This is a genomic window from Achromobacter sp. AONIH1 (assembly GCF_002902905.1).
Lineage (GTDB): Bacteria > Pseudomonadota > Gammaproteobacteria > Burkholderiales > Burkholderiaceae_B > Achromobacter.
Map to the genome: position 1 here is coordinate 5,012,457 of NZ_CP026124.1, position 25,774 is coordinate 5,038,230.

Consider the following 25,774-nt stretch of genomic DNA (forward strand, 5'->3'; position numbering starts at 1 on the left):
GCCGGCGCGGCGGTCCAATATCAAATTCCTGGGCGCCTGATATGTCCGACGCGATTCCAGGTGAAATCCCGCGCCGCGCGCGCGGTGAAAACGCGCGCAAACCGCGTGCTACCATCCCCGCCATAAGGCGCCGCCGCCAGGAACGGCCGCCACAGACCGGCCCCATGGATCCGAGCATGAGCGAGACCCGCAACACCCGAAACGCATCCAGATCCTCGATCGAGATTTCGGAAGAAATCCTGCAGCGGATCCGCAATGGCCAGTACCTGCCCGGCGACGCGCTGAGCCAGTACGAGCTGGCCGCTGAATTCGAGACCAGCCGCACGCCCATCCGCGAGGCCCTGCGCTTCCTGGAGGCGCGCCGCGCCATCACGCTGACCAGCACCGGCCGCGCCGTGGTGACGGTGCCTTCGGTGCGCGCCATCCGCGAATCGTTCCAGATCCGGGCCGAGCTCGAAGGGCTGGCGGCGCAGCTGGCGGTGGACTGGATCGACGACAAGGACCTGGAATTGCTGGCGCAACATCAGCAGCGCTACGCCGAGGCGCTGCGCACCCGCGTGCGCAGCGAGGGCGGGTCGGACTGGCTGAAATTCAACGCCCTGTTCCACAACCTGATCACGCAGGCCAGCCACAACGAACGGCTGCACGAGCTGGTCGCCGAATTGCAGGGCAGCATCGTCTCGAACGTGCTGGGCTTTGCCTCGAAAATGCCGCCCCGGCTGATGGAAGAGAACATCCGCCAGCACGAGGACATCATCGCCGCGCTGACGGCGCGCAACGGCGCGGCCGCGCGGGAAGCGATGGCCACGCACATCTCGCGCACCACCGAGCTGGTGGTGGAATGGATGGAAGCGCGGCGCTAGGGTCGCGCTTCCAGACCCGCCTTCAAACCTGCATTCAACGGCTGGCCAGCGGCGCGACGCGCTTGCCCGCCCTGCCCGACGCGAACGGCGCGCCTGCCTGCGCCAGCGGCTGGCGATATGGCCGCATCATCAGCCCGCACACCGCCGCCACCACGCCCAGTCCCGCCAGATAGAACACGATCAGCCTGGGCGAGCCGCCGCCCTGCGCCAGCAGGTAGGTGGCGACCAGCGGCGCGGTGCCGCCGCCAATGGCGCCGCCGATCTGCACGGCCAGCGAGATGCCGGTGTAGCGCACCTCGGGCGGGAACATGCTGGCGAACAGGCTGGACTCCTGCGCGTACATGGCGGCATAGACCACGCCGAAGGCCACCAGCATGGCGACGTTGGTGTGATACGCCGTCTTCTCGTCCAGCAGCGAGAAGAAGCCCGCGGAGAACAGCGAAATGCCCAGCGCGCCGGCGATGAAGATCGCCTGCTTGCTGCAGCGGTCGCCCAGCCAGCCGAACAGCGGAATGGTGACCAGCGCGGCGGCCGCGCCCCAGATCACGCCGTTCAGGATAGTCTCGCGCGGCAGGCCCAGCGTGCCGACCGCATAGGTCAGCGAGAAGGTCGCGATGGTGTAGAACCAGGTCTTCTCCGAGATGCAGGCCACCAGCGCGGCCAGCACCGGCGCCTTGTGATCGCGCAGCACGGCGCGCAGCGGCGGCGCCTCGGGCTTGGGCTGGGCCAGCGCGGCCTGGAACTCGGGCGATTCGCCGACCTTGGCGCGGATGTACCAGCCCACCAGCAGCAGGAACACGCTGGCCAGGAACGGCAGGCGCCAGCCCCAGCTGAGCATGTCCGCCTCGGGCAGCCGGGACACCGCGCCCATCGCCAGCGACGACAGGATCAGGCCGGGCGCGACGCCGACTTGCGGCAGGCTGCCGAACAGCCCCTTCTTGCCTTCCGGCGCGTGCTCCACCGCCATCAGCACCGCCCCGCCCCACTCGCCGCCGACCGCCAGGCCTTGCAGGAAACGACAGAACACCAGGGCCACCGCGCCCCAGTAGCCGATGGACTCGTAGCTGGGCGTCAGGCCGATGAGCACGGTCGGCACGCCCATCAGCATCAGGCTGATCATCAGCATGGACTTGCGGCCGACGCGGTCGCCGAAATGACCGAACACGATGCCGCCCAGCGGCCGCGCGACGAAGCCCACGGCATAGGTGCCGAAGGCGGCCAGCGTGCCGGTGATGGGGTCGATCGCGGGGAAATAGATCTTGTTGAAAATCAGCGCGGCGGCGATGCCGTACAGGAAAAAGTCGTACCACTCGATGGTGGTGCCGATCATGCTGGACAGGCCCGCGGTCACATAGTGCTTGCGGGAACGGTGTTGGGGCGCTGCTGCGGGGGTATTCATCCCGATGTCTCCGATTCGAGCGCGCGCTCGTCCCCGCCCGCCTGCGTATCGCGGGCGGGGAATGCGCGTCTGTATGCATAGGTCTGGTCGCGCGGCGGTCCCACCGGCGGGCCGCCGCCATGGTCTGGCCGGGCGGCGACGCCGTGGGCGCGCGGGTCCGGCGCTAGACCGCCGTGGTCTCTTCCTCCAGCGGCCGCCGCTCCTTCACGTTGAAGCGGCCTTCATAGATGGCGCCCTGGCGCGTGTGCGGGCCGACATACTGCACGTAGAGGATGGCGCCCGTCTCCACGGTTTCCAGCGCGCTTTCGAAATGGGGATCGGGATGGAAGATCATCGCGCCCTTGCCGTACAGCTTGCCCTCGATGCGGAACTGGCCTTCCAGGATGTACCAGACCTGCGCGAAGTAATGGTTGTGCAGCGGATGCCCCGAACCCTTCTCGTAGCGCACGATGCCGGCGTTCGGGATGGTCGGATCCTCGGCGGTCGGGTGGAACATCATCTTGGCGTACTGGCCTTCGTAACGCAGATTGGTCCACTCCAGGTCGTCCTGGTGGCAGGCGCGCATGCCCTGGTGGTCCTCGGTCAACGGGCCGCCGCGGCCGCCTTCATTGAGGATGCGCTTGCCGGTGATGGGGTCGATATTGCTCATGTGCCTCTGGCTCCTTGTGTGTTGAAAGTCGTGATCCTGTCCATGACATCGATCAAATGGGATCCCATTTATATTTAACGGGATCCTACAAGGCGCGTGGAGCGGCTGATATCGGGTCTAACCCTTAGGGTGGGTGGGGATGGAAGTGAGTCTGGCGCGGGCACGCGGTGGGGGCCTTTGGCCCCAGGGCCGCCGGGCTTGCCGACCGGCCCGCGTTGTCGCGCCTAGTGCCCGAACAAGGGCTGTTGGCGCGGATTGAACGTGCTCAGGTCCACGCCGGCCTCGCGCAAGCGCTGCAATACGGCGTTCTTGTGCCCCAGGCTCGGCAGCTTGACCGCCGCGATGGACGCCCCGCAGCGCGCCTCGTCGCCGGGACAACCGCTGCCGACCGGCAGTTCCTGCGCGTACAGCGAGATGTTGATCGCCAGCGTGGCGACCTTTGCATCGGTCGGCTTGCCCTGGTAGAACGCGGCCAAGGCGTCCTTGAGCCTTGCCGCCTCGCGCTCGGCGACGGCGGCGGCGGGCTCGCAGCCGCTGAAGCTGAGCGTGTCCTTGGCCAGATCCATCTTGCCGCAGACCAGGGCCAGCGCCTGACCGGCCTTGGGCTTGCCCGCCAGGGTCTGGCCCGGCGCCAGGCGCGCGCGCACCTTGGGCGCGGCGGTATCGGCGAAATCGAACCACTCGCCCTGCCCCGCGACGCTGCCCGTGGCGGCCAGCGCGCCCGACAGCAGCAGCGGCTGCTTCAGTTCGGGCATCCTGGCGTTGCGGTCGCGGGCGGCCATTGCCTGCGAAGCCGACGCGGCCGTCACCGGGACGATGCCTTGCGACTCGCCCACGAAGCTATGGCCGCCGGTGGAGAACGAAACCACTTCATCGCGCAGCACCGCCTCCAGCACCGCCTGTTCGGTGGCATTGGGAACATAGGCCGCGCCCGCGGGCACGGACCAGGAGACGCACAGCAAGGCGAGGAGTTTCTTCATGAAGAGCATGCGTGGCGATAGATCTAGGCCGCAAGCTTAACCCGCGCCGGCCGCCTCCCGTTCCATCATTGCCGTCATTGCGCCGCCGCGTCCGTTGCTGTGCTGGCAGCGCCCTTATCCACGCGCGCGCCCCGGCCGCAGCGCCGCCAGCAGCGCGCCCAGCCGCCGTAGCCGCGCCTCGTCCACCGCGCTGTAGCCGATCACCACGCCCGGCGCCGGCGTCGCCTTGCGCGCGAACTCGGCCACGTCCTGCACGCCGACGTCGGCCTTGCGGCCCGCCTCGACCACCTGCCGCGCGTCCCAGCCCGGCGGCAGCCACCACAGCAGATGAAAGCCGGCGTGCTCGCCGCTGACGCGCAAGGCCTCGGCGCCCACGGCCTGGCGAAGCGCCTGCAGCGCCGCGTCGCGCCGGCGCGCATACACGCCGCGCGCCTTGCGCACGTGGCGCGCGAAGCCGCCGTCTTCCAGGAAGCGCGCCAGCGTCATCTGTTCGATCGGGCTGCCCGACCGCCCGGTCTTGCGCCGCGCCTCGGCGAAAGCGGGCGCCAGCGCCTTGGGCACGACGGCATAGCCGATGCGCAGGGCATTGAACAAGGTCTTGTTGAAGCTGCCGCAGTGGATGACGCGGTCCGCGCCGTCCAGGCTCTTCAGGGCCGCCAGCGGCGCGCCGTCGTAGTTGAATTCGCTGTCGTAATCGTCCTCCACGACCCAGACGCCGGCCTGCGCGGCCCAGTCCAGCAGTTCCAGGCGACGCGACACGGGCATGGTGATGCCGGTGGGCGACTGGTGCGCGGGCGTCACATGGACCAGCTTCACGCCGCGCAGGCGGCGCGCCCGCGCCACGGCAAAGCCCTGGCCATCGATGGGCAGCGGCACCACGCCCGACGTGTAAGGACGGTAGATCGGCACCGCATTCACATAGCCGGGATCCTCGATCAGCACCTTGTCGCGCGGCGTCAACAGGATCCGGCCGCACAGGTCCAGGCCGTCGCGGATGCCGGACAGCACCACGACCTGCGAGGCATCGCAGACGATGCCGCGCGCCGCCCCCAGGTAGCGCGCGATCTGTTCGCGCAGCGCGGGCCAGCCCTGCGGCTCGTCGCGTGTCAGCTGGGCTGGCGTCAGCTGTCGGGCGCTGACGGCCAGCCCCTTGCTCCAGGCCGCCATGGGAAACAGCGCGGCGTCGGCGCTGCGCGAGGCGAATGGCGGTTCGGCGGACTCCGCCTGGTCCGCCGGCGTCACCGGCTGCTCATGCGGCAACGGGCGCGCCGGCCGCCCGGCCGCGAGACGGGCCGGGGCGAGCGCGGCCTTGCCCGTCTTGTCCCTGGCATCCGCGCCCAAGGACGCCCCGCTCTCTCCTGGCAGTCCCTTGCGGAAGAAGTTGTCTGGAATGACGGCCGCCACATATGTACCCGACCCGACCGTGCCGGCCGTGTAGCCTTCGCCGCGCAGCTGGTCGTAGGCCGCCTCGACCGTGGACCGGGCGATGCGCCAGCGCTGCGCCAGGCTGCGCGTGGACGGCAGGCGCGCGCCGGACGGCAGCGCGCCCTTGAGCACGCGCTCGCGGATCTGGCGATAGACCCAGGCCTGCTTGGATTCGCCATCGCGCGGCGGGTCGACGGGCAGGTCCAGGCTGGCCTCCTGGCGTCGGGCGGACGCGGGTGTCCCTGATGACGCGGATGACATGGATGGCATATTCATGGCGGCGACTCGCGCACTCTCCTTCCCTGCCAGCCGGCAACGGCGACCCGCGCCTTGCGGCCCGGAGCCGGCCAGGAGCCGGTCGGAAAAGTGGCTTGCTGATATTGATAAAAATGGCTCTATTTGAAAAGCCATTCTATCGATAAATTGCCCGCATGGCCCCATCGGGGCAAACCTCCTGGAATCCGCGATGAACCCGTTCGCTCCCTGTCACACCATCACCGTCGATACCGGCGCCTTCTCCACGGACGGCAGCGCTTCCATCCTGGACGCGGCGCTGGCCCAGGGCGCGCAGGTACCCTTCTCCTGTCAGCGCGGCGAGTGCGGCTCGTGCCGCGCCACGGTCCTGGAAGGCCGCTACGAACGCATCGCGCCGGCCAACGAACGTTCCTATGTCACCGCCGACGACGAGCTGCTGATGTGCCAGTGCCGCGCGGCCGGCGATCTGCGCCTGACATTTCCGCACTGGCAGGCGCCGGCCCGGCCGCCCGAGCCGCGCCGCGCGCGCGTGGTGTCGCGCCTGCCGCTGGCGCCAGGCGTGACGCAGCTCATCGTCGAAATGGAGGACGCGCGGCCCTACGCCTGGCTGCCGGGACAGCATGTGCAGCTGCTGCTGGAAGATGGCGTCCGACGCAACTTCTCCATCGCCAATGTGCCGGTCGCCGCTACGCCGGACTCTCTGGCCTCGGTCGCCACGGCTTCGGTCGCCACAACGGCGAGCCCCGCTGCGTCGAGCGCCACGATGTCGGGCGGTTCCGCGCCGAACGTCGTCGAGCGCGATGCGTCCGGGCCGGTCCGGCTGGAGTTCCACATGCGCCGCATGCCCGGTGGCGTCTTCACCGACGGCATCCTGCCGCGTCTCGCGCCGGGTGACACGCTCACATTGGAAGGCCCGCTGGGCGCCTGTGTCTGGCCCGGGGATGGCTGGCGCGACGGTGCGCCGGGCAGTTTGCCGGATGGCTTGCCGCATGGCTCATCGAATGGTTCACACAACGGCGCGGACCATCTGGTGCTGCTGGCCACCGGCACGGGATTCGCGGGCGTGTTCCCCATCCTGATGGCGGCGCTGCACGACCGGCGCATGGCATCGGTGACGCTGTACTGGGGCGGCCGCACGCCTGACGACTGCTACGCCGCGCCACTGCTGAATGCGCTGCAAGGCAAGCATGCGGGCCTGCGCTGGCATGCCGCGCTGTCGGACACGACGCGGGAACACGCCGTCGAGCTGGACGGCGGCGGCGCGCGGACGCGATCCAGCACATCCACGCCGCCGCGCGTCCAGGACCTGGCGCTGGCCGGCGGCCACGACTGGACCCGCAGCGTCGTCTACGCCTGCGGCAATCCGACCATGGTGCGCGAGGCCCGCGTCCGGCTCGTCGAGGCGGGCCTGCCGCCCGCCCGCTTCCTGTCCGAAGCCTTCCTGCCCGCGACCGCCGGCGCTGCCATCGATGCGCCGCCGCGCCACGAACATGCCTGGGAACGCGTCGGCCAGCGCTTCACGATGGCGGGCATCCTGGACGCGCGCCAGCGCTCCCTGGACGCCGTGCGCGACATCGCCGCGCTGATCCGCCCGGGCATGACGACGCGCGACGCGGTCAACGCCGCTGACGCCCATCTGCGCGGCATGGGCGCCTCGCACAACTGGCATCCGACCTATGTGCGCTTCGGCGTCGACACGCAGTCGCCAGCCGTGCAGCCAACGGATTTCCAGCGCGTGCTGCGGGATGACGACACCTTCGTGGTCGACATCGGCCCGGTCTGGGACGGCTACGAAGGTGATTACGGCGACACCTTCGTCACCGGGCGCGACGACGCCGGCGCGCGCTGCGCCCGCGCCGCGCGCGAGGTCTTCCGCCGCGCCCGGCTCGACTGGCTGGCCGGCGCGACCGGCGAGGCGCTGTACGACCGCGCCGACGCCTATGCCCGCGAATACGGCTGCGCGCTGGTGCGCGAGATCCCCGGCCACCGCGTCTCGGATTTTCCTCACGCCCTGTACGGCAAGCACAAGCTGGCGCACGCCGACTTCGCGCCCGCCGACGGCATCTGGGTGCTGGAGATCCAGGTGCGCGACCTGACGCTGCCGGTCGGCGCCTTCTATGAGGACGTGTTGCTGCGCGAGGCCTGAAGCGGCGCGCGCCGGGCCTTTTCCGGCCCTCACGCTTGCGCTTCAGTCACCCCGTCGTGTTGCAGATCCCGCCGGACCTTCGCGCTTCAGTCCGGCAGTTGCGGCTCCACCAGCCGCTTGAGCTGTTCCAGCGATTCCTGCCAGCCCAGGTAGCACATCTCCGTCGGGATCATCTCGGGTATGCCTTCCTGCACGATGCTGATCTCGGTGCCGCAGGACACCTCGCGCAACGTGACGCGGGTCCGCATCTGGCCGGCCATGTTGGCGTCATCGAACTGATCCGAGTAGCAGATGACCTGGTTCGGCACCAACTCCAGATAGGTGCCGCCAAAGGAATGGCCGTGCCCCGTCCCGAAATTGCGAAAGGTCATGCGGTGCTTGCCGCCGACCTTGGCGTCCAAGTCGTGCACCTGGCACAGATAGCCATAGGGCGGCAGCCATCGCGCGACCGCGTCGCGGTCCAGGAAGGCGTTGTAGACGCGCTCGGCGGGCGCGCGCAGGACACGGTGCAGGGTGACGGTTCCGGTAGCCATGGAAAGCTCCTTCGCAAAGAGTGGGTCGTATTGGCACGACGATTGGGAGTCGGCGAAATCGACACGGTTGATCTTGGGATAAACCCTGATCACAGAGCATCGCTACCAGGAATGAGCTACTTGCGTTTTTGCCCGACTGGAACAGATACACACGCAGCGGCTCGAATTCTCGGCTACCGATCTCTTCCCAAACATCCCCGCGTCCACACCCGCACCAGCGTAAACGCGAAAGCTCGCCCGCTATTGACGGCTCAATTCTGCTTCTCTTTTCACCACGTAGTGCCTCAGCTTAGCGTTCTGAACGTGGCCGTCGTCACCGGAGTGAATTCGTCGATGACAAGTTGGACAAATTGCACCAACGTACAGGGGATGATCCAGGCCACCGTCAGATAAGCGATTGATGTGATGCGGCTCCAGGTACGGGCTACCGTCACTCTTGCGCTTGAAAGGCGCAGGTTGTTCGCACAGCTCACATGTGCCTTGTGCGCGCGCTAGAACATATTTCTTAACGCACTCACTACGTTGATAGGTCGCTTGTACCGTCTCTCGTGAGTTCGAGGACACGTCCTGCGATCGACAGGCAGTAATCGCGGCTGTCCTAAGTTCATCTAGGCTAGGCGCCGCGCCATCGCCAATGCCAACAGTAATTTTGTCTGTGCCGGGATCCATGCTCAGTTCAATATCCAATGTACGGGACACAGGCACCAAGCGAAATACGATCACATCGCGCTCCAGTCCGTCTACGTCCGGACCTCGACGAATAAAGTGCGAACCATAGACGAACTCGCCAAGGTAGACGCACGGCTGGCCTTTGCTATTTGCTTTGAATACATACAATCCACGCCCCTCAACGGCGTGTGACAAGATTGCTCCGTTACCACGGGTCATAAGCATGTCGCCCTTCTGGCCCTCTCCCGTATAGAGCAGGCAACCCAACTCGTCGAATGCGTCGTCGTAGCCATATTTCCCGCCCGACTCGCCCGTAAAAATAAAAATCGCCGGGACCCTGCGGGACGGTGCTATGCCACTTTGCGGACTGCCTCCAAATCGCCCAGTAATTTCTTCCTTGCGCACGTAGGCTTGGCCTACAACAAAACTCGGTATCAGCTGGCTATCCTGCAAAACTGCCTGTGCATCAACAACGGGTCGCACCTGATTGCCTCCAAAATTCATCCAATCTAACTATTTAGTCGGAGAATTTCGGTATCGTAACCTTGTACAAAAATATATTCTAAATAATAAGAAATACGTTCTTATCCTCGGCCTGCCGGCCAATCAAACCGGCGTATGCCTAGCCGGCCCCAGCAGATTCGCATCGCGCGCCAGTAGCCAGCGGCCTTGCTCGCGCCTCAGAATGCTCAGCGTGTGGCCATCGCGCGTGATGGCGGGCGATCCGTCGGCGGGCGTGGCCACGACTTTCAGGCGGCTCCACAGGAACGCCCAATCCCCCATGACCTGGATTTCCTGGATATCGCTGTTGCCGTCGAAACGGGGGCCGGACGGACTAGCCTGCGCCCTCGCCAAGGCCGCGAAGTCCTGCTTGTGCATGGGAGGCCGGCCCGGGACCAGAAACACCACATCCTCGGTCATCATGCCCAGCACGGTGTCGACATCGCCGGCCGTGCTGGCCTGCATCCAGCCGTGAACCAAATCGCGGATCTGGTCTTCATCAGTTTTCATGATCGCTTCCTTGCTGCGGCAAGGGCACCCGTCCGCCGGGATGCAGCGCTTCGATCCTGCGGCTAGCGCGCATCCAACGCGCGCAACAGCAGATTGGCCACCGCGTGCGCGTCCCCGCCTCCGTTGACGACCGCCGCCACGAAGGCGCGGCGGTCGATGTCATAGGCCACGACGGCGCTGATGCCCGGCCCGCCGCCGCTGTGCCCAAGCCAGCGCAAGCGGCCGCCACGGTCGGGAATGTCGTAGACCATCGTGCCCAGACCATAGTACATCCCGGGCTGGAAGCCCCGGCGCGTCTCACCCAGCATCGCTTGCAGGCTGGCGGGGCTTAACAGCTCCCCATCCAGCAGCGCCTGCTCGAAACGGACCATGTCGGCGGCGGACGCGAGCAGCGCGCCGGCCGCGCCGGGCTCGGCCAGGTCCAGCGCCGGGCTGCCGTCCGCCGTCGACGGCGGCGCCACGCCGACCAGGGACGCGGCATCCGTCACCACGCGCATGTGCCGCAGGCCCAGCCGGTCGATCACGCGCGCCTGGATTTCGTCCTGCCAGGGCCGGCCCGTGACGCGGGCGATGATGGCGCCCAGCAGCCGATAGCCGGAGTTCGAGTAGCGCCAGCAGGCGCCGGGCGGGAACAGCGCGCCGTGGCGCGCCAGGATATCCAGCTCCTCTTGCTGCGTGTAGGGACCGCGCATGCCCTGGGCCGCCCGCACCTCATTGGCGCTGTACAGGCCGCTGGTGTGAACCAGCAGTTGCGCGATGGTGATGCGCTCGGCATTGGGCAGCTTCGCCGCGTCGGGCAACCGACGCGCAAGCGTATCCGACAGGCTCAGCCTGCCTTCGTCGGCCAGTTGCAGGACCACGGCGGCGATGGCCTGCTTGCCGGCGCTGGCCCAGGCATACAACGGCTCGGCAGAGCCTTGCGCCCCGCTCCAGCTGCCTTGTCCGGGCAAGGCCACGGCCGCGCTCATCGAGGAGGCCGGCAAGCGCGAGACGGCCAGGTCGAACGCGCCTTGCAGCCGGCCGGACAAGGCTGGGGCCAGCGCGCCTTGCAGGCTGGCGCGGCCAAGCAAGGTTTCCGGCTTGAACGGCGGTGCCACGTCCGCCTGGCACACGGGCGGCGGCTGGACGGCGGCGGGCGTACCGCCGCGCGGCCCCGCGCCGCCGCAACCGGCCAGGGCCAGAACCAGGACCAGCGCGGCCACGCCGGCCTCGATCCGGCGCCATGGCGAACCCGACGCCGCCTCGCCGTCCGTATTGCCCTGCCCTGCGTTCCCGCTCATATCCGCTGTCCTGAGTGGAGGATGACGAGCGCCATTGTCGGGCTTTTTTCATTGTCGGGCCGCCCCAAGATGAAAAGCGCCCCCCTCGGGGGGCAGCAAGCGCGCGCAGTGCGCACGGCGTGGGGGGTATTTCATGACCGCGGAAACCGTCTGCGGCGCGGCGTTCACCAGTAACCATCACAAAAAGGGTGACATCCATTACTTTCCGCGTGCATATCGAACACTCGTGGCGACCGGGTTCGTCGCCTCCTCAGGCGCCGAGCCCGGCGATCCGCCGTTCACCATCGGATTCGCACGCCCAGATTGCCCTGCACCGTCTCGCGCCGCTCGCCGCCCAGGTTGAAACCGTAGCTGGCGGACGCCGAGACACTGACGCGCTCGCTGGCGTCCACGGCAACGCCCAGGCCCAGCCTGGCCTGGGTGCCGCCCATGTCCGATGCAGTGGTCGCTCCGCCGCTGAAGCTGACCTTGTCGCGTCCCCCCAGCGTGTGCTCCAGGTCGACCCGCGCATAGGGTTTCCAGGTGGCGCGTTGGACCTGGTACTCGCCCTGCAGCCGCGCGCCCACGCGGCCGATGAACGCGTTCTTCGGCGCGAAGGACACCTCCGACGCGGCATCCCTGACCGAGTCGATGCGGGTGTTCTGGTAGATGATCTGCGCCTGCGGCTCCAGGCTCAGATTGGGCTTGAGCGCGATCGGCAGTCCCGCTTCGACCGACGCGGTGAAGGCGCGGCCCCGGGTCGCCCTGGTGTCACCGGCGTTGGACGTGGGATTCACCTTCAGACGGCTACCCAGAATGACGGTGTCGGTGTACCAGCCGCCCGGCCCGACGTGAGTCCAGTAGGCGCCCACGCTGTGGGACTGAATGCCGAGCTTGCCGACGCGGTAGCCGCGCTGGCCCATCGCGTCCCCGCGCACGTCGCCATTGGCGCTCGCGTAACCCAGGAACACGCCGTAGCGGTCCTGGTGGCCGCTGTCGCTCGTGCGCGCATACAGATCCTGACCGGCCTGCATGCCGTATGTGTTGCCGCTGAACGAGCTTCCCGCCATGCCGCCGCTGCCCTCCGAGAGATGGTCGCCCCAGGTGCGCGCCCAGCCCGCCCGGCGATCGCCGAACCGCTCCTCGTTGCCCCGGCGGTCGTGGAAGGTGCCGATCTGCTGCACCGCCAGCTCGCGAGCCAGCGACGGCACCGCGCCGTAGAGCGCGACGCCCGGCCGGTAGATCGGCCTGGATTCGCCGGCGGACTTGATCTCCGAGCGCAGGTACCAATTCTGTTCCGTGCCGGCAGCGACGCCGCCACGGAACAGCATGTAGGCATAGGCGCCCGCGTAGACCCCCGCGCTGGTGAAGGCGTCGGACGAGGTCGTGCCGCCGTTGACAGCCTGCACCACCTGGATGCCGTCGCCGGTGGTCCTGACGCCAGGGCCGGCCTTGTTGATGATGCGCAGCGCCGTGGCGCCCGTTGCCGCGCCGCCGTCCACCACCAGCTTGTCGGACGGCGAAGCGTCCGCGCCCAGGTACGCGTTCAGCGACAGCGCGCCGGACTGGCCCTGGTAATTGCCGGTGACGGTCAGCCGGTTCCCGGGATTGGCGCCCGCCAGGTTCACCAGGCCGCTATTGCTCAGATTGCCCGCGATGGCGAACGCGCCCGCGCCGCCGCCCAGGCCGGGCAAGGCATCGGCCACGGCCAGCGTGCCAGCGTTGCTGACGTCGCCCTTGACGCTGCCATAGCCGCCGAAGGTCGCGCCGCCCTGGACCGTCACCGCGCCGCCGTTGATCGCCGCGCCGGCATGCGAGGCATCGCCCACCGCCAGCGCGCCGGCCGTCACCATGGTGCCGCCGGTGTAGGCGTTGACGGCATTGAGCACGGTCGTGCCGCTGCCCCGCTGGACCAGCTTGCCGCTACCCTTGATCGCCTCGGCCTGGACATAGCGGTCCGCGCGGTTGAACGCCAGCACCCCGTCATTGCTGACCGTGCCCACGATATTGCCGCTGGCGCCGCCATTGCCCACCTGCAGCGTGCCCGCCTTGATGAGCGTGACGCCATCCGCGACCGAAGCCCCGCTGCCATAGCTGTTGCTGCCGGTCAGGATCGCGGTGCCGTCGCCCAGCTTGGTCAACGAGCCGGCGCCGCCGATACTGCTGGCCAAGGTCAGCGTGGTGCCAGCCAGCGGCTCCACGCTGCCCCCTTGCGCACCCAGGGTGATGGCGCGCGATTGCGCGAGGTTTTGCGTGGTGCGCAAGGTGCCGCCGTTCATGCCGATGGCCGTGCCGGCCGCGCCCAGCGCGGTATCGCTGGCGATCTGCACGGTGCCGGCATTGATGTCGGTGCCGCCTGTATGGCGGTTGGCGCCATTCAGGACGAGCGTGCCCAGGTCGGTCTTGACCAGTCTTGCGTCGCCCGTCAGCGCGGCATCAATGGTGGCGGTGTAGCCGGAGCCCGGGCCGGTGCCGTCGCCCACGCGCATCGTCACGCCGCCGCCTGCGTCCGGTACCAACTCGACGGCATCGCCCAGCAGGCGATAGCCGTCGCTGGCGAACTGCATCCCGCCGCTGCGCACCTGACCCAGGCTGTTGTCCACCGTGACCTTGCCGGCCGCCGCCATGAAAATGGCGAAAGAGGCATCGCTGTAGGATGCGTTCGGCGTGCCCAGCGTGTTGGTCCAGTTGTCGTTGCCGTTGGCGTGCTGCCAATGGCCGTCGCCGCCGTCGACCTTGTTGTTGTTCTTGCCCGAGGCGGCCGATCCGTCCCAGACGTTCAGGCTCAAGCCCCCTGTGTTGACCAGATTGACCTGCCCGGCCACGGCCGTCTGGAGCGAGAAGGACGGCGATGGAATCGAGCCGACGGCCAGGCCATTGTCGGTCAGCGCGCCGCCGTAGCTGATGACGCGATAGACGCCTGGATCGAAGCGTCCGCCGGGCGACGTGACGACGTCCAGCTTGCCGCCCAGGACCAGGTCGCCCTTGACGATGGTCAGGTCGTTGAGCGGACCGCCCACCACGCCGGCCTGGCCGAAGCTGTAGGCCAGCTTGGCCCCGCCGTCGAGTGTCAGCTTGCCGTTGATCGTCAGCGTGCCAGGCACGCCCGTCGAACCGCCGGGAGACAGCGTGCCGTCCACGCTCACGTCTCCACCGATGATGCCGGCGCCGCCCAGCGTGGCCGGCGCCCGCACGACCGTTGCGCCCGTGGCCCCACTCTGGTCCCCATCGATGTAGAGCGACCCCTTGAGCACATCGGTCGTGCCGGTGTAGGTATTGTTGGCGCTCAGCACCGTCTGTCCGGCGCCCGTCTGCATGAACCGGCCGGAACCCGAGATCAGATTCGTCATCGACACCAGGTCGCCCCGGTCGATCGCCAGCGCGGCGTTGTTGACGATTTTGCCGAGCACCGAGCCGCTTGTGCCGCCGTCGCCCAGCCGCAGCGTGCCGGCCGAAATGGTGGTGCCGCCGGTATAGGTGTGATCGGCCGTCAGCACCGTGACGCCGGCTCCCGCCTGCGTGAGCGTGCCGCTGCCATTGACGAGCCCGCCGAAGGTATAGGCGTCGCCACGGTTGAAGACCAGCGCGCCGTTATTGCTCACGTCGCCGGTGATGCTACCCGTCGTGCCGCCCGCGCCCAGCTGTAAGGCGCCCGCGGAAATCATGGTGCCGCCGGTGTAGCGGTTGTCGGCCGTCAGCACCGTCGTGCCGCCGCCCTGCTGCGTGAGGCTGCCGCTTCCGACGATGGCGCCGCCGTGAGCATAGGTATCGCTTCGGTTGAACACCAGCGCGCCGTTGTTGGTCACGTCGCCAAGAATGCTGCCTGTCGTGCCGCCCGCGCCCAGCTGCAGCGTGCTGGCCGAGATGAGCGTGCCGCCCGTGTAGTTGCTGTCGCCGGTCAGCACCGTGGCGCCTCCGCCCTGCAGCGTGACCGAGCCAGAGCCGCTGATGGCGCCGCCATAGGCGTAAGTGTTGCCGCGATTGACGATCAGGCTGCCGTTGTTGACCACGTCGCCGACGATGCCGCCGGTGGCGCCGCCCGCGCCCAATTGCAGCGCGCCCGCCGCGATGGTGGTAAGGCCGGTGTAGCGGTTGTCGGCGGTCAGCACGGTGGTTCCGCTGCCCATCTGTGTGACCGCGCCGCTGCCGCTGATCTGGCCGCCGAAGGTGTAGTTGTCGCTGCGATTGAAGGCCAGCGCGCCATTATTGGCCACATCGCCGACGATGGCCCCCGCCGTGCCGCCCGTACCCAGCTGCAGCGTGCCGGCCGTGATCGTCGTGCCTCCCGCATAAACGTTGTCCGCGTGCAGCGTCAGCGTGCCCGCGGCGCCCTTGCTCAGCGCGCCGCTGCCGTTGATCGCGCTGGTCACGCCCAGGTTGGCCCCCGCCGCGACATTGATGCCGCCGTCGCCCAAGCCCACCGTGATCGCGCGCCCCGTGTCGAAACTCGCGGTCGCGGCCAGCGTGCCACCGTCCAGCGACAGCGCGCCCGAAGCCGCGCCCAGGTTCGCGTCCCGGGATACCTGCACCGTGCCGCTGTTGACCGCCGTGCCCCCGGTGTAGGTGTTGACGCCGGACAGCGCCAGCGTGCCCAGGTCCGTCTTGACCACCTTGACCGCGCCGTCAAGCACCGTGGCGATCGTCGCCGTGTAGCCCGCGCCGGCCGCCGTGCCGTCGCCCACGCGGATCGTTGCCTCGTTCGGCCCGCTTCCCGCCGGCGATCCCTTCAGACTCAGCTTGTCCCCGCTGGCTATGCCCTGCAGGACATAGCCGTCGACGGCGAATTGCATGCCCTGCACGTTGATCGCCCCATTGGCGCTGCTGTCGACCAGCACCGTGCCGCTCTGGCCGCTGAAGATCGCGTAGGCGTCCTGGTTCCAGCCCGCGTTGACCCTGCCGCCGACATCGGTCCAGTTGTCGTTGACGCCGCCCGGCGCCACCCAGGTGCCCGAGCCGCCGTTGACCTGGCTGTTGTTCTTGGGACCGGCGCCGCCGTCCCAGTGGTTCAGCGTCAGGCCGTTGCTGTACGTAAGATTGACCTGCTTGTCCACCGAGGTCTGGATGAAGTAGTCGGTGCGATCGGCCCCGGTCGGCAGCGTGCCCAGCGTCAGGCCCGCCGCATTGGACAGCGTGCCGCCGTAGCTGATGACGCGGTACACGCCAACATCCAGGCTGCCTCCGGGCGACAGCGCCACGTTCAGCTTGCCCCCCAGCGACACGTCGCCCGCCACCTCGATCAGGTCGTTCAGCGGGCCGCCGACCACGTTGGCCTCGCCGAACGAATAGTCCAGCGTCGTGCCGCTGCCCAGCGCCAGATTGCCCTTGATCGTCAGCGTGCCCGGCGCGGGGCCATTGTCGCCCGGCGACAGCGTGCTGTTGCCCGCCAGCGTCACGTTGCCGCCGATCACGCCCTTGCCCCCCAGCTTGGCGTCGGTCACCGTCGTCGCACCGATCGCGGCCGTCTGGTCGCCGTTGACATACAGGCTGCCCGCGTCAACCGTGGTGCCGCCGGTGTAGGTATTGTTGGCGGTCAGGACCGTAGTGCCGTTGCCCTGCTGCGTGACCGAGCCCGTGCCGCTGATGGCCCCGCCCAGCGTATAGGTATTGCTGCGATTGACAAGCAGGCTGCCGTTGTTGGTCACGTCGCCGACAATGCCGCCGGCCGTGGACCCGCCCGCGCCCGCGCCCAGCTGCAAAACGCCCGCCGTGATCGTGGTGCCGCCAGTGTAGGTATTGTTGGCGGTCAGGACCGTGGCGCCGTTGCCCAATTGCGTAACGCCGCCCGAACCGCTGATCAGCCCGCCGAAGGTGTGGGTGTTGCCGCGATTGAAGGCCAGCGTGCCACTGTTGGCCACGTTGCCGCTGATGCTGCCCGTGGCGGAGCCACCCGCGCCGGCGCCCAGCTGCAGCGTGCCCGCCGTGATCGTCGTGCCTCCCGCATAAACGTTGTCCGCGTGCAGCGTCAGCGTGCCCGCCCCGCCCTTGCTCACCGCGCCGCTGCCGCTGATCGCGCTCGTCACGCCCAGGTTGGCCCCCGACGCGACATCGATGCCGCCGTCGCCCAAGCCCACCGTGATCGCGCGCCCCGTGTCGAAGCTCGCGGTCGCGGCCAGCGTGCCACCGTCCAACGACAGCGCACCCGAAGCCGCGCCCAGGTTCGCGTCCTGGGATACCTGCACCGTGCCGCTGTTGACCGCCGTGCCCCCGGTGTAGGTGTTGACGCCGGACAGCGCCAGCATGCCCAGGTCTGTCTTGACCACCTTGGCCGCGCCTTCAAGCACCGTGGCGATCGTCGCCGTGTAGCCCGCGCCGGCCGCCGTGCCATCGCCCACGCGGATCGTCGCCTCGTTCGACCCGCTTCCCGCCGCGACCGTCAGGCTCAGCTTGTCTCCGCTGGCGTTGCCCTGCAGGACATAGCCATCGGTGGCGAATTGCATGCCCTGCACGTTGATCGCCCCATTGGCGCTGCTGTCGACCAGCACCGTGCCGCTCTGGCCGCTGAAGATCGCGTAGGCGTCCTGGTTCCAGCCCGCGTTGACCCTGCCGCCGACATCGGTCCAGTTGTCGTTGACGCCGCCCGGCGCCACCCAGGTGCCCGAGCCGCCGTTGACCTGGCTGTTGTTCTTGGGACCCGCGCCGCCGTCCCAGTGGTTCAGCGTCAGGCCATTGCTGTACGTAAGATTGACCTGCTTGTCCACCGAGGTCTGGATGAAGTAGTCGGTGCGATCGGCCCCGGTCGGCAGCGCGCCCAGCGTCAGGCCCGCCGCATTGGACAGCGTGCCGCCGTAGCTGATGACGCGGTACACGCCGACATCCAGGCTGCCTCCTGGCGACAGCGCCACGTTCAGCTTGCCGCCCAGCGACACATCGCCCGCCACCACGATCAGGTCGTTCAGCGGGCCGCCAACCACGTTGGCCTCGCCGAACGAATAGTCCAGCGTCGTGCCGCTGCCCAGCGCCAGATTGCCCTTGATCGTCAGTGTGCCTGGCGCAGCACCGTTATCGCCGGGCGACAGCGTGCTGTTGCCCGTCAGCGTCACGTCGCCGCCGATCACGCCCTTGCCGCCAAGGGTGGCATTATTGACAGTCGTCGCGCCGGTCGCAGCCGTCTGGTCGCCGTTGACATACAGGCTGCCCGCGCTAACCGTGGTGCCGCCAGTGTAGGTATTGGCGGCCGTCAGGACCGTGGTGCCGTTGCCCTGCTGCGTGACAGAACCCGTGCCGCTGATGGTCCCGCCGTAGGTGTAGGTATCGCTCCGATTGAATGCCAACGCGCCGTTGTTGCTCACGTTGCCAACGATGCTGCCCGTCGTGCCGCCCGCGCCCAGCTGCAAGATGCCCGACGTGATCGTGGTGCCGCCAGTGTAGGTATTGGCGGCCGTCAGGACCGTGGTGCCGTTGCCCTGCTGCGTGACCGAACCCGTGCCGCTGATGGTCCCGCCCAGCGTATAGGTATTGCTGCGATTGACAACCAGGCTGCCGTTGTTGACCACGTCGCCGACAATGCCGCCGGCTGTGGACCCGCCCGCGCCCGCGCCCAGCTGCAAGATGCCCGCCGTGATCGTGGTGCCGCCAGTGTAGGTATTGTTGGCGGTCAGGACCGTGGCGCCGTTGCCCAATTGCGTAACGCCGCCCGAACCGCTGATCAGCCCGCCGAAGGTGTAGGTGTTGCTGCGGTTGAAGGCCAGCGTGCCACTGTTGGCCACGTTGCCGACGATGGCCCCCGCCGTGCCGCCCGTACCCAGCTGCAGCGTGCCCGCCGTGATCGTCGTGCCTCCTGCATAAACGTTGTCCGCGTGCAGCGTCAGCGTGCCCGCGCCGCCCTTGCTCAGCGCGCCGCTGCCGCCAATGGCGCTGGTCACGCCGAAGCTGGTGCTCGCGGCGACATTGATGCCGCCGCCGCTCGCGCCCAGCGTGGTGGGACGCGCCGTGTTGAAACTCGCGGTGGTGGCCAGCGTGCCCCCGTCCAGCGAAAGCGCGCCCGCCGCATTGCCCAGGTTCGCGTCCTGGGATATCTGCAGCGTGCCGCTGTTGACCGTCGTGCCGCCGGTGTAGGTGTTGACGCCACCGAGCACGGTGGTGCCAGCGCCCCGTTGCACGACGTTGCCCGCGCCGCTGATGACGCCGCCATGGGTATAGGTGTTGCCACGGTTGAAAATCAGGCTGCCGCTGTTGGCGACGTTGCCGACGATGCCGCCGGTGGACCCGCCCGCGCCCAGTTGCAATGCGCCCGCCACGATGGTGGTGCCGCCGGTATAGGTATTGTCGCCGCTCAGCACGGTGGTGCCGTTGCCCCGCTGCGTGACCGATCCGATGTTGCTGATCACCCCGGCATAGGTATGGGTGTTGCTGCGGTTGAAGATCAGCGCGCTTCTGTTGATGACGTCGCCAACGATGCTGCCGGCCGTTGAACCGCCAGCGCCCTCGCCCAGCTGCAGCGTGCCGAGCGTGATCGTCGTGCCGCCGGTATAGCTGTTGTCGGCCGTCAATACCGTCGTGCCGCCACCCAACTGCCTGATCGATCCCGTGCCGCTGATGACGCCGGCGAAGGTATAGGTGTTGTTGCGATTGAAAACCAGCTCGCCGTTGTTGGTCACGTTGCCCAGGATGCCGCCGGTGGCGGATCCCCCCCCGCCAGCGCCCAGGTATACGATGCCGCCCGAGATCGTGGTGCCTCCGGTGTAGCTGTTATCCGCCTGCAGCGTCAGCGAGCCGTTGCCCAGCTTGGTCAATGCCCCGCTGCCCCCGATGGCGCTGGTGACGCCAAGATCGGTGATTGCGCCCATCACGTTGATGCCGCCGTTGCCCGCGCCCAGCGTGATGGCGCGCCCCGTGTTGAAACTCGCGGTCGCGGCCAGCGTGCCCCCGTCCAGCGACAGCGCGCCCGAAGCCGCGCCCAGGTTGAGGTTCTGCGCTACCTGCAGCGTGCCACTTTTGACAACGGTGCCGCCGGCATAGGTATTGACGCCGGACAGCACCAATGTGCCCAGGTCCGTCTTGACCAGTCTGGCCGCGCCCGCCAGCGTGGCAGCGATGTTGGCCGTGTAGCCGGCGCCGCCGGCCGAGCCGTCGCCGACGCGCACGTCCGCCTCGTTCGGCCCGCCGCCGGACACGACCGCGCCTGTCAGTGTCAGCGCATCCGTCCCGGCGTTGTTCACCAGGGTGTAGCCATTCGCCGCGAACTGCATGCCCTGGACCTGGATGGCGGTGGCGCTGTCCACTTTCACGTTGCCGCCCTGTCCCGCGAATACGGCGAATGCGTCCTGGCTCCAGGCCGCGTTGACCGTACCGGCGGTGTTGGTCCAGTTGTCGCTGGTCCCCGCGCCGCCGACCCTCCAGGTGCCCGAACCGCCATCAATCACGCCGTTGTTCTTGGGTCCGGCGTCGCCATCCCAGTAATTCAGCGTCAGGCCATCGGCGTTGACCAGGTTGACCTGCTTGTCCACCGAGGTCTGGATGAAGTAATTGCCCGCCACGGGCATCGTGCCCAGCGTCAGCGAGCCGCTGCGCACGCCGCCGTAGTTGAAGAGCCGATAGACGCCGGGACCGAACGTGCCGCCGGTCGAGGTCGACACATTGAGCGTACCGCCCAGCGCCAGATTGCCGCCCACGTTGGTCAGGTCGTTCAGCGCGCCGCCCGTGACGCCGGCCTGGCCCAGCGCGTACGACAGCAGGGATCCGCTCTGCAACGTCAGATCACCGTCGATCGTCAACGTGCCCGCCGCCGCGCCAGCCCCGCCCGGGGCCAGCGTGCCGCCGGACTGGATCGTGACATTGCCGCCCAGCTTGCCCGTGCCGCCCAGCGTGGCGCCGCTGGCGACCGTGGCCGCTCCCTTGCCGGTCTGCGCGCCATTGACATACAAGGTGCCGGCCGCCACCGTCGTGGGGCCGGCGTAGCTGTTGTCGCCGGTCAAGGTGGCGATGCCCGACGAGGCTATCTGGCTGAGACCGCCCGAACCGGAGATCAGATTGCCCACGGTGAACGCGCCGGTGCGGTTCAGCAGCAGCGTGCCATTGTTGGTGACGGCCGATCCGCTTGGCAGGCTGCCGGACACGCCGCCAGAGCCCAATTGCAGCGTGCCGGCGGCGATGATGGTGCCGCCCGCCCAACTGTTGCCGTTGTTGGCCAGCACGATGGTGCCCGGCCCATCCTTGGTCAGGGTGCCCGCGCCCGAGACGACCTGGGTCAGCGTGCCGGTCACGCCGGCATTGGCGCTGAGCGTGCCGTTGTTGGAGGCCAATTCGACGTTGCGGCTGTTCGACAAGCTGAAGCTGTTGTTGAATACCAGCGCGCCGCCATTCAACAGCACTTTTCCGTTACTGTTGCCCAACGCGTTGTCGGCCCCCACCGCGATGCTGCCGCCGTCGATGTACGTCTGGCCCCCGTAGGTGTTGGCCCCGCTCAGCGTCAGGATGCCAGCGCCGCTCTTTGCGACATGGCCGGTGCCGCCGCCGATCGTGCCGGCATAGGTGCCGTTATCCGGCTGGTTGAACAGCACCAGGCCGTTGTTGATCACGCTGGGCGGCAGGCTTTGCGCGCGGGCTTCCAGCGTGCCAGCCAGCTCCACCCTGAGCGACCCGTTGAAGCTGCTGTTGTTGCCGGTCAGGGCCAGCGTGCCCTGCCGCACCTGGACCGCCAACGGCGCGCCGCCAGCGCTGCTGTTGTTGCCGATGGATCCGGTCAGTGTCCACTTGCCGTCCCCATCCTTGCGTATTGATTGGAAGTTGGTAATGGCGCCTGTCAAGGTATCGTCGGAGCCGGCCTCTCCGTACAGGATCAAGGTATTGTTGCCACCGCCGCCGCCGATGTTGCCCGTGATGGTGGAGTGGGGCGCCAGCAAGAGGCTATCGCTGCCGCCACCAAAATTCAGACTGCCGTGCACGGAAGCACCGCTATGGTTGTAGAAGGTAACGGCGCCGTTGCCGCTGTTGCCAATGACGTTGCTGGTGATGCGATCGCCTGACTCGATGATGCCGTAGTTCTCGATCGCATTGGGTACACCCACGACCAGATCCTGGAACCAGATCGCGGGCGCGCTGACGGCCGAGATCAGTCCATAGTTGATAATGGTGTTGCCGCCACCCATGACATTGACGGCCTCGCCCATCGTATCGGTGCCCAGCGCCTGGACCTTGGCGTTTGCCGAGATCGTGAGCTTGCCATTGGAGCCGAACTCGATCGTGTTGCCGCGGGCGCCCCACCCGTCCGTGACCGGAGTAGTCGCCGACGCCGAGTTGCTCACCACCGCGCCGTCCTCAAGCAGGATGGTCGCGTTGTCCCCCAGGCTGATAGCATGCGTGTTGCCCACCGTCAGCTGGGCGCCGGGCCGCAGCGTCACGGACTGGTTGGCAGGACTGCTGGCGCCCTGGCCGCCGATTCTCCCGGTCGACGGGTTGGGCGCGCTGGTATCGCAGACGGTGGTGAGGCCGGTAGTGACACAGGCGGCATGGGCAAGCGGACCAGGCAAGCCGCCAAACAAAGCCACGCCGATCAGCACGCTCAGGCGTCGCGGCGCCGGGACAAACGACTGCTTCCGTACTTGCATGCCAGCCTCCAGCCCGACGATGAACCGGGGAGGCAGGCGAATTGGCGCGCGCGGCGGCCTACCCGATAGCGGATCGACGCTGCCGGATTCGCGAGAACACTCCGCGGGACAATTCAGGGGGGAAATAGTTAATAAAAAACAAAATGCGATCTTTGATTAACTTTGGCATGCGACATGAATACCAATCAATAGCGCAGATGACGGGAAAATCATATTCTCATTATTAACCCCATCAACCCCAATCCATTACTACTGAACAATCATCAGCTCGAATAGGAATATTCCTTCAAGCATGCAGACTTTCGCCAACGCCCATCAGACAGGAATCAGATAGCTCGTCCTTATTTTCGACCGATACAAAAAAATAAATTCCGCCCATTCCAATGCCCACCAGCCATTCCTGCCGCATGCCGACGCAAAAAACCGCTCCGAGATTATTTCCCTCGTTTAAACGCCTGCTCCGGCGCATTATTCAGAATCATCGAATAAATCAGTCTGATCAATAGGAACTCCCCGAAAATCCGCCCCGCCATCGCCCCGGGACCAACAGCTGACTGGCCCGATCGGCCGCCTGCTGGAATCGGCCCGCGCCATCGTCCTGCCGACGTCCGTCGATACGGCCACGGCCTCGGGCCGCTACACCCTCGCCGCACATGACCACCAGGCGCTGCTGCTCGTGCCGGGATTGATGGCGCGGTTCGTGCGACTGGCGCGGCGGCTGGCGGCCACGCTGGCGTTGCACGTCGTGGACCTGCCCCTGCCCATGCCGCCGCTGTCGCCCGCCATGATCTGGCACGAGCGCTTCCAGGACGATCCCGTCCATGCCTGGCTGCGCGGACAAATCGTAGAATCCGCGCAGGCTGCGGCCGGCGCTTGAAACCAGGCGCCAGCCCGCCATCCTCATCCCGAACCTCGACCCCGCGCCCGACCAGAAGTCCGCGCCCCCTTACATGACACCCATCTCCCTGCTCGATTTCCTGCGCCTGGGCGCCTTCGGGCCCTACACACCCAAGGTCCACTGCACGCCCGAGGACGTGTTCCTGGCGCTGGGCGCGCCGGACGAGGCCTACGCCCCCGGCGACCTGGACCGCGCCTATGTCGCGGGCGACGCGCGCTGCTTCCCGCTGATCCTGGCCTATGGTGATGTGGAATTCCATTTCGCCGCGCCGTCCGAGCTGACGACGCTGTTCGTGGACAGCTTCAGCGGCCGGCGCGGCGCGCCCGACGGCGGACCGCTGAAACTCGCCGATCCCGGCCCATTGCGCGAGGGCACATCCCTGGCGCAGTTCGAGGCGACCGCGGCGGCGCTGGGCATCGGCATCCGCTCGATCCGGCCGTATTCGCCGCCTTATGCCTTCGTGGCGCTGACCGAGGGCGGCGTGGAAGTGGGATTCGAGCATGACGACCCGGACGCGCCGGGTTCGGAGCCCGTGTTGCGGTGGTTCTGCTGGACGCATCCCAAGCCCTAAAGAACGCGCCATTGCCGCCGTAGGTAATAGGTTGCGGCCCATCGCAACCATGCCTCACAGCCGGAATGACACTCCCATGACACCGAATGATCTGTATGCGTTTCTGTCCGACAAGCGACTGGTGGACCTGATCGAGCGCGTCAAGATTTCCGACGACTTCCTGGACGTCGTCTCGCTGACCGAAACACAACACTCCGACATGCTGGCCTGGTGCCTGCATCCCAACGAAGGCCACGGCCAGGGCGATGCGGTGATCAAGGATTTCCTGATCGCGGCCTACGAGGCCGGGCAGGAAACCAATGAAGATTCAAACAAGGCCTTTTTTGCTGCTTGGACGCCTGCGAAGGTCCGCACGTCGAGTTTCGGCTCCGCGTTCATCGCCCGCGAATTTAGTCTCGCGACTAGCGAGGCTAAGAAAGGACGCCTGGATTTATTCCTGATCGATCCCAGCAACAAGATCATTGTCACGATCGAGAACAAGGCTGGAGCATCGTTAACTGAAAAGCAGCTCAGCGACTATTATTCGGCCGTCTCACGGCAGATCGGCAACCTCGAAGTATTCACGGAGTATCAATTTGCCTATATCGTCGTCGACCGAGACCTAGCAGATTACCAGGAAGATCACCTCAAATCGCTTGGCAACAAGTGGGCACTGCTCGACTACAGCTGGCTCGAAACGTCAGCCAACCGTGCCCGGCTACATCTGGAGCGCAACAACGAGGCAGCTCAATTGCTCATGGCGTATTGCCAGAAGCAAACGGGATGGCAAAGTCCGAATGAAGAGCTCGTCGCGGAGATCTCGGCGGACCTCGCGTCCCAGCATGAAACCGTAGTCGAGGCAATACGGAAGCAAAAGAAAGTTCAGCCAACCGCCTGGACACCAACAACGTTTGCGGATCAGACTGGCGAACTTCTGCTGTTCATTCAACAAAACCGCCAACTGTGCGACCACCTCGTTCAGTCCCGAGGAATCGCCTCCGTTCGCCTTGGACTACGGAAGAATCTTCCACAACTGAATCCTGAAGATATAAAGCCGAGCAGGACACGACTGCGGTTCGCCAATGAGGCGATGCGATCGCTCAGGGCCAACGAGGACTGGCCGATTATTCTGAACGTTCGGCGAGTTACGGGAGGCGACGACGCCAATACCAAATTCACCATCAGCCTGATCTGGGTAGCGAATCGATTTAGCACGAACAACTGCGATATCGAAGCGCTGCGGCAGCATATGGCGAAGAGTTTCCCCGGACTGGAGAAATTTGGGGGCAGCAAACATCGGCGACTGGTCTTGGCAAGTAAGCTCACCGTGGCCGAGGCTGTCGGCAAGGCAACACAATTCGCTTCAGAAATAGAAAGATCCATTGCTGCCGCACGCGAAATCGGCATTATTCGGACCTGACACGATCACCGAGGTTGGCAACGGCAATGCCGCGTATCCAGGCGAGGCACCTTCACTGACTGCATGCATGTCGCAAAAGCCAGTAGTCTGACACTATTGGCAACCCCCCTTTTTCCCGTGTTGTTCCGCACCGACGTTACAATCCAGGCGGCAGTTTCCCAAACAGCCCGT

At 66.9% G+C, this 25,774-nt stretch carries 14 protein-coding genes; 5 read left to right on the forward strand and 9 right to left on the reverse strand.

Features of this window, described 5'->3' with window-relative positions; all coding sequences use genetic code 11:
- The first annotated feature begins 176 nt into the window (after positions 1–176).
- Positions 177–863 carry a GntR family transcriptional regulator gene (locus C2U31_RS23025; RefSeq protein ID WP_103276526.1) on the forward strand — a complete coding sequence of 229 codons (687 nt, stop codon included), beginning with the start codon at positions 177–179 and terminating at the stop codon, positions 861–863.
- A gap of 34 nt (positions 864–897) precedes the next feature.
- On the opposite strand, the gene C2U31_RS23030 is transcribed toward C2U31_RS23025, so the two are convergent.
- The 4 genes from C2U31_RS23030 to C2U31_RS23045 all read right to left on the reverse strand — a co-directional run bounded on the left by C2U31_RS23030 (position 898) and on the right by C2U31_RS23045 (position 5,577).
- Complete coding sequence (locus C2U31_RS23030) at positions 898–2,262, reverse strand: MFS transporter (protein ID WP_199770874.1); 1,365 nt, start codon at positions 2,260–2,262, stop codon at positions 898–900.
- 163 nt (positions 2,263–2,425) lie between these two features.
- Positions 2,426–2,911 (reverse strand): cupin domain-containing protein, encoded by a 486-nt coding sequence (locus tag C2U31_RS23035; protein WP_103274912.1) that lies wholly within the window; start codon positions 2,909–2,911, stop codon positions 2,426–2,428.
- Between the two features lie 224 nt (positions 2,912–3,135).
- Positions 3,136–3,891: a hypothetical protein gene (locus C2U31_RS23040; protein ID WP_158658445.1), complete on the reverse strand. Its 756-nt coding sequence runs from the start codon at positions 3,889–3,891 to the stop codon at positions 3,136–3,138.
- 114 nt (positions 3,892–4,005) lie between these two features.
- Positions 4,006–5,577, reverse strand: a complete 1,572-nt coding sequence (locus C2U31_RS23045; RefSeq protein ID WP_233772474.1) for a PLP-dependent aminotransferase family protein — start codon at positions 5,575–5,577, stop codon at positions 4,006–4,008.
- Between the two features lie 205 nt (positions 5,578–5,782).
- Between C2U31_RS23045 and C2U31_RS23050 the strand changes: the two genes are divergently transcribed.
- Positions 5,783–7,717 (forward strand): NAD(P)H dependent flavin oxidoreductase family protein, encoded by a 1,935-nt coding sequence (locus tag C2U31_RS23050; RefSeq protein WP_233772475.1) that lies wholly within the window; start codon positions 5,783–5,785, stop codon positions 7,715–7,717.
- 86 nt (positions 7,718–7,803) lie between these two features.
- On the opposite strand, the gene C2U31_RS23055 is transcribed toward C2U31_RS23050, so the two are convergent.
- The 5 genes from C2U31_RS23055 to C2U31_RS23075 form a co-directional block, all read right to left on the reverse strand.
- On the reverse strand, positions 7,804–8,250 hold the full coding sequence (locus C2U31_RS23055; RefSeq protein ID WP_103274915.1) for an SRPBCC family protein: 447 nt from the start codon (positions 8,248–8,250) through the stop codon (positions 7,804–7,806).
- A gap of 240 nt (positions 8,251–8,490) precedes the next feature.
- The gene (locus tag C2U31_RS23060) at positions 8,491–9,423 is read right to left on the reverse strand and encodes an HNH endonuclease signature motif containing protein (RefSeq protein ID WP_199770875.1); all 933 of its coding nucleotides are present in this window, start codon (positions 9,421–9,423) and stop codon (positions 8,491–8,493) included.
- Between the two features lie 102 nt (positions 9,424–9,525).
- Entirely contained in the window at positions 9,526–9,930 is a 405-nt protein-coding gene (locus tag C2U31_RS23065; protein WP_103274916.1) for an SgcJ/EcaC family oxidoreductase, read from the reverse strand.
- A 62-nt stretch (positions 9,931–9,992) separates the two neighbouring features.
- The gene (locus C2U31_RS23070) at positions 9,993–11,210 is read right to left on the reverse strand and encodes a serine hydrolase (RefSeq protein WP_103274917.1); all 1,218 of its coding nucleotides are present in this window, start codon (positions 11,208–11,210) and stop codon (positions 9,993–9,995) included.
- Positions 11,211–11,488: 278 nt separating this feature from the next.
- A complete protein-coding gene (locus C2U31_RS23075; protein ID WP_103274918.1) occupies positions 11,489–22,735 on the reverse strand; it encodes an autotransporter-associated beta strand repeat-containing protein in 11,247 nt (3,748 codons plus the stop codon).
- Between the two features lie 676 nt (positions 22,736–23,411).
- On the opposite strand from C2U31_RS23075, the gene C2U31_RS23080 reads away from it, so the two are divergent.
- From C2U31_RS23080 to C2U31_RS23090, 3 genes are all read left to right on the forward strand, one after another.
- Entirely contained in the window at positions 23,412–23,612 is a 201-nt protein-coding gene (locus tag C2U31_RS23080) for a hypothetical protein (RefSeq protein WP_158658446.1), read from the forward strand.
- A 73-nt stretch (positions 23,613–23,685) separates the two neighbouring features.
- Entirely contained in the window at positions 23,686–24,204 is a 519-nt protein-coding gene (locus C2U31_RS23085; protein WP_103274920.1) for a hypothetical protein, read from the forward strand.
- 76 nt (positions 24,205–24,280) lie between these two features.
- Positions 24,281–25,603 carry a PD-(D/E)XK nuclease family protein gene (locus C2U31_RS23090; RefSeq protein ID WP_103274921.1) on the forward strand — a complete coding sequence of 441 codons (1,323 nt, stop codon included), beginning with the start codon at positions 24,281–24,283 and terminating at the stop codon, positions 25,601–25,603.
- Positions 25,604–25,774 lie beyond the last annotated feature (171 nt).

What these genes read in the sequence shown, in the direction of transcription:
- C2U31_RS23025 (WP_103276526.1), top strand. Translation starts at nt 177, where the DNA reads ATGAGCGAGACCCGCAACACCCGAAACGCATCCAGATCCTCGATCGAG.
- C2U31_RS23030 (WP_199770874.1), bottom strand. Translation starts at nt 2,262, where the DNA reads ATGAATACCCCCGCAGCAGCGCCCCAACACCGTTCCCGCAAGCACTAT.
- C2U31_RS23035 (WP_103274912.1), bottom strand. Translation starts at nt 2,911, where the DNA reads ATGAGCAATATCGACCCCATCACCGGCAAGCGCATCCTCAATGAAGGC.
- C2U31_RS23040 (WP_158658445.1), bottom strand. Translation starts at nt 3,891, where the DNA reads ATGAAGAAACTCCTCGCCTTGCTGTGCGTCTCCTGGTCCGTGCCCGCG.
- C2U31_RS23045 (WP_233772474.1), bottom strand. Translation starts at nt 5,577, where the DNA reads ATGTCATCCGCGTCATCAGGGACACCCGCGTCCGCCCGACGCCAGGAG.
- C2U31_RS23050 (WP_233772475.1), top strand. Translation starts at nt 5,783, where the DNA reads ATGAACCCGTTCGCTCCCTGTCACACCATCACCGTCGATACCGGCGCC.
- C2U31_RS23055 (WP_103274915.1), bottom strand. Translation starts at nt 8,250, where the DNA reads ATGGCTACCGGAACCGTCACCCTGCACCGTGTCCTGCGCGCGCCCGCC.
- C2U31_RS23060 (WP_199770875.1), bottom strand. Translation starts at nt 9,423, where the DNA reads ATGAATTTTGGAGGCAATCAGGTGCGACCCGTTGTTGATGCACAGGCA.
- C2U31_RS23065 (WP_103274916.1), bottom strand. Translation starts at nt 9,930, where the DNA reads ATGAAAACTGATGAAGACCAGATCCGCGATTTGGTTCACGGCTGGATG.
- C2U31_RS23070 (WP_103274917.1), bottom strand. Translation starts at nt 11,210, where the DNA reads ATGAGCGGGAACGCAGGGCAGGGCAATACGGACGGCGAGGCGGCGTCG.
- C2U31_RS23075 (WP_103274918.1), bottom strand. Translation starts at nt 22,735, where the DNA reads ATGCAAGTACGGAAGCAGTCGTTTGTCCCGGCGCCGCGACGCCTGAGC.
- C2U31_RS23085 (WP_103274920.1), top strand. Translation starts at nt 23,686, where the DNA reads ATGACACCCATCTCCCTGCTCGATTTCCTGCGCCTGGGCGCCTTCGGG.
- C2U31_RS23090 (WP_103274921.1), top strand. Translation starts at nt 24,281, where the DNA reads ATGACACCGAATGATCTGTATGCGTTTCTGTCCGACAAGCGACTGGTG.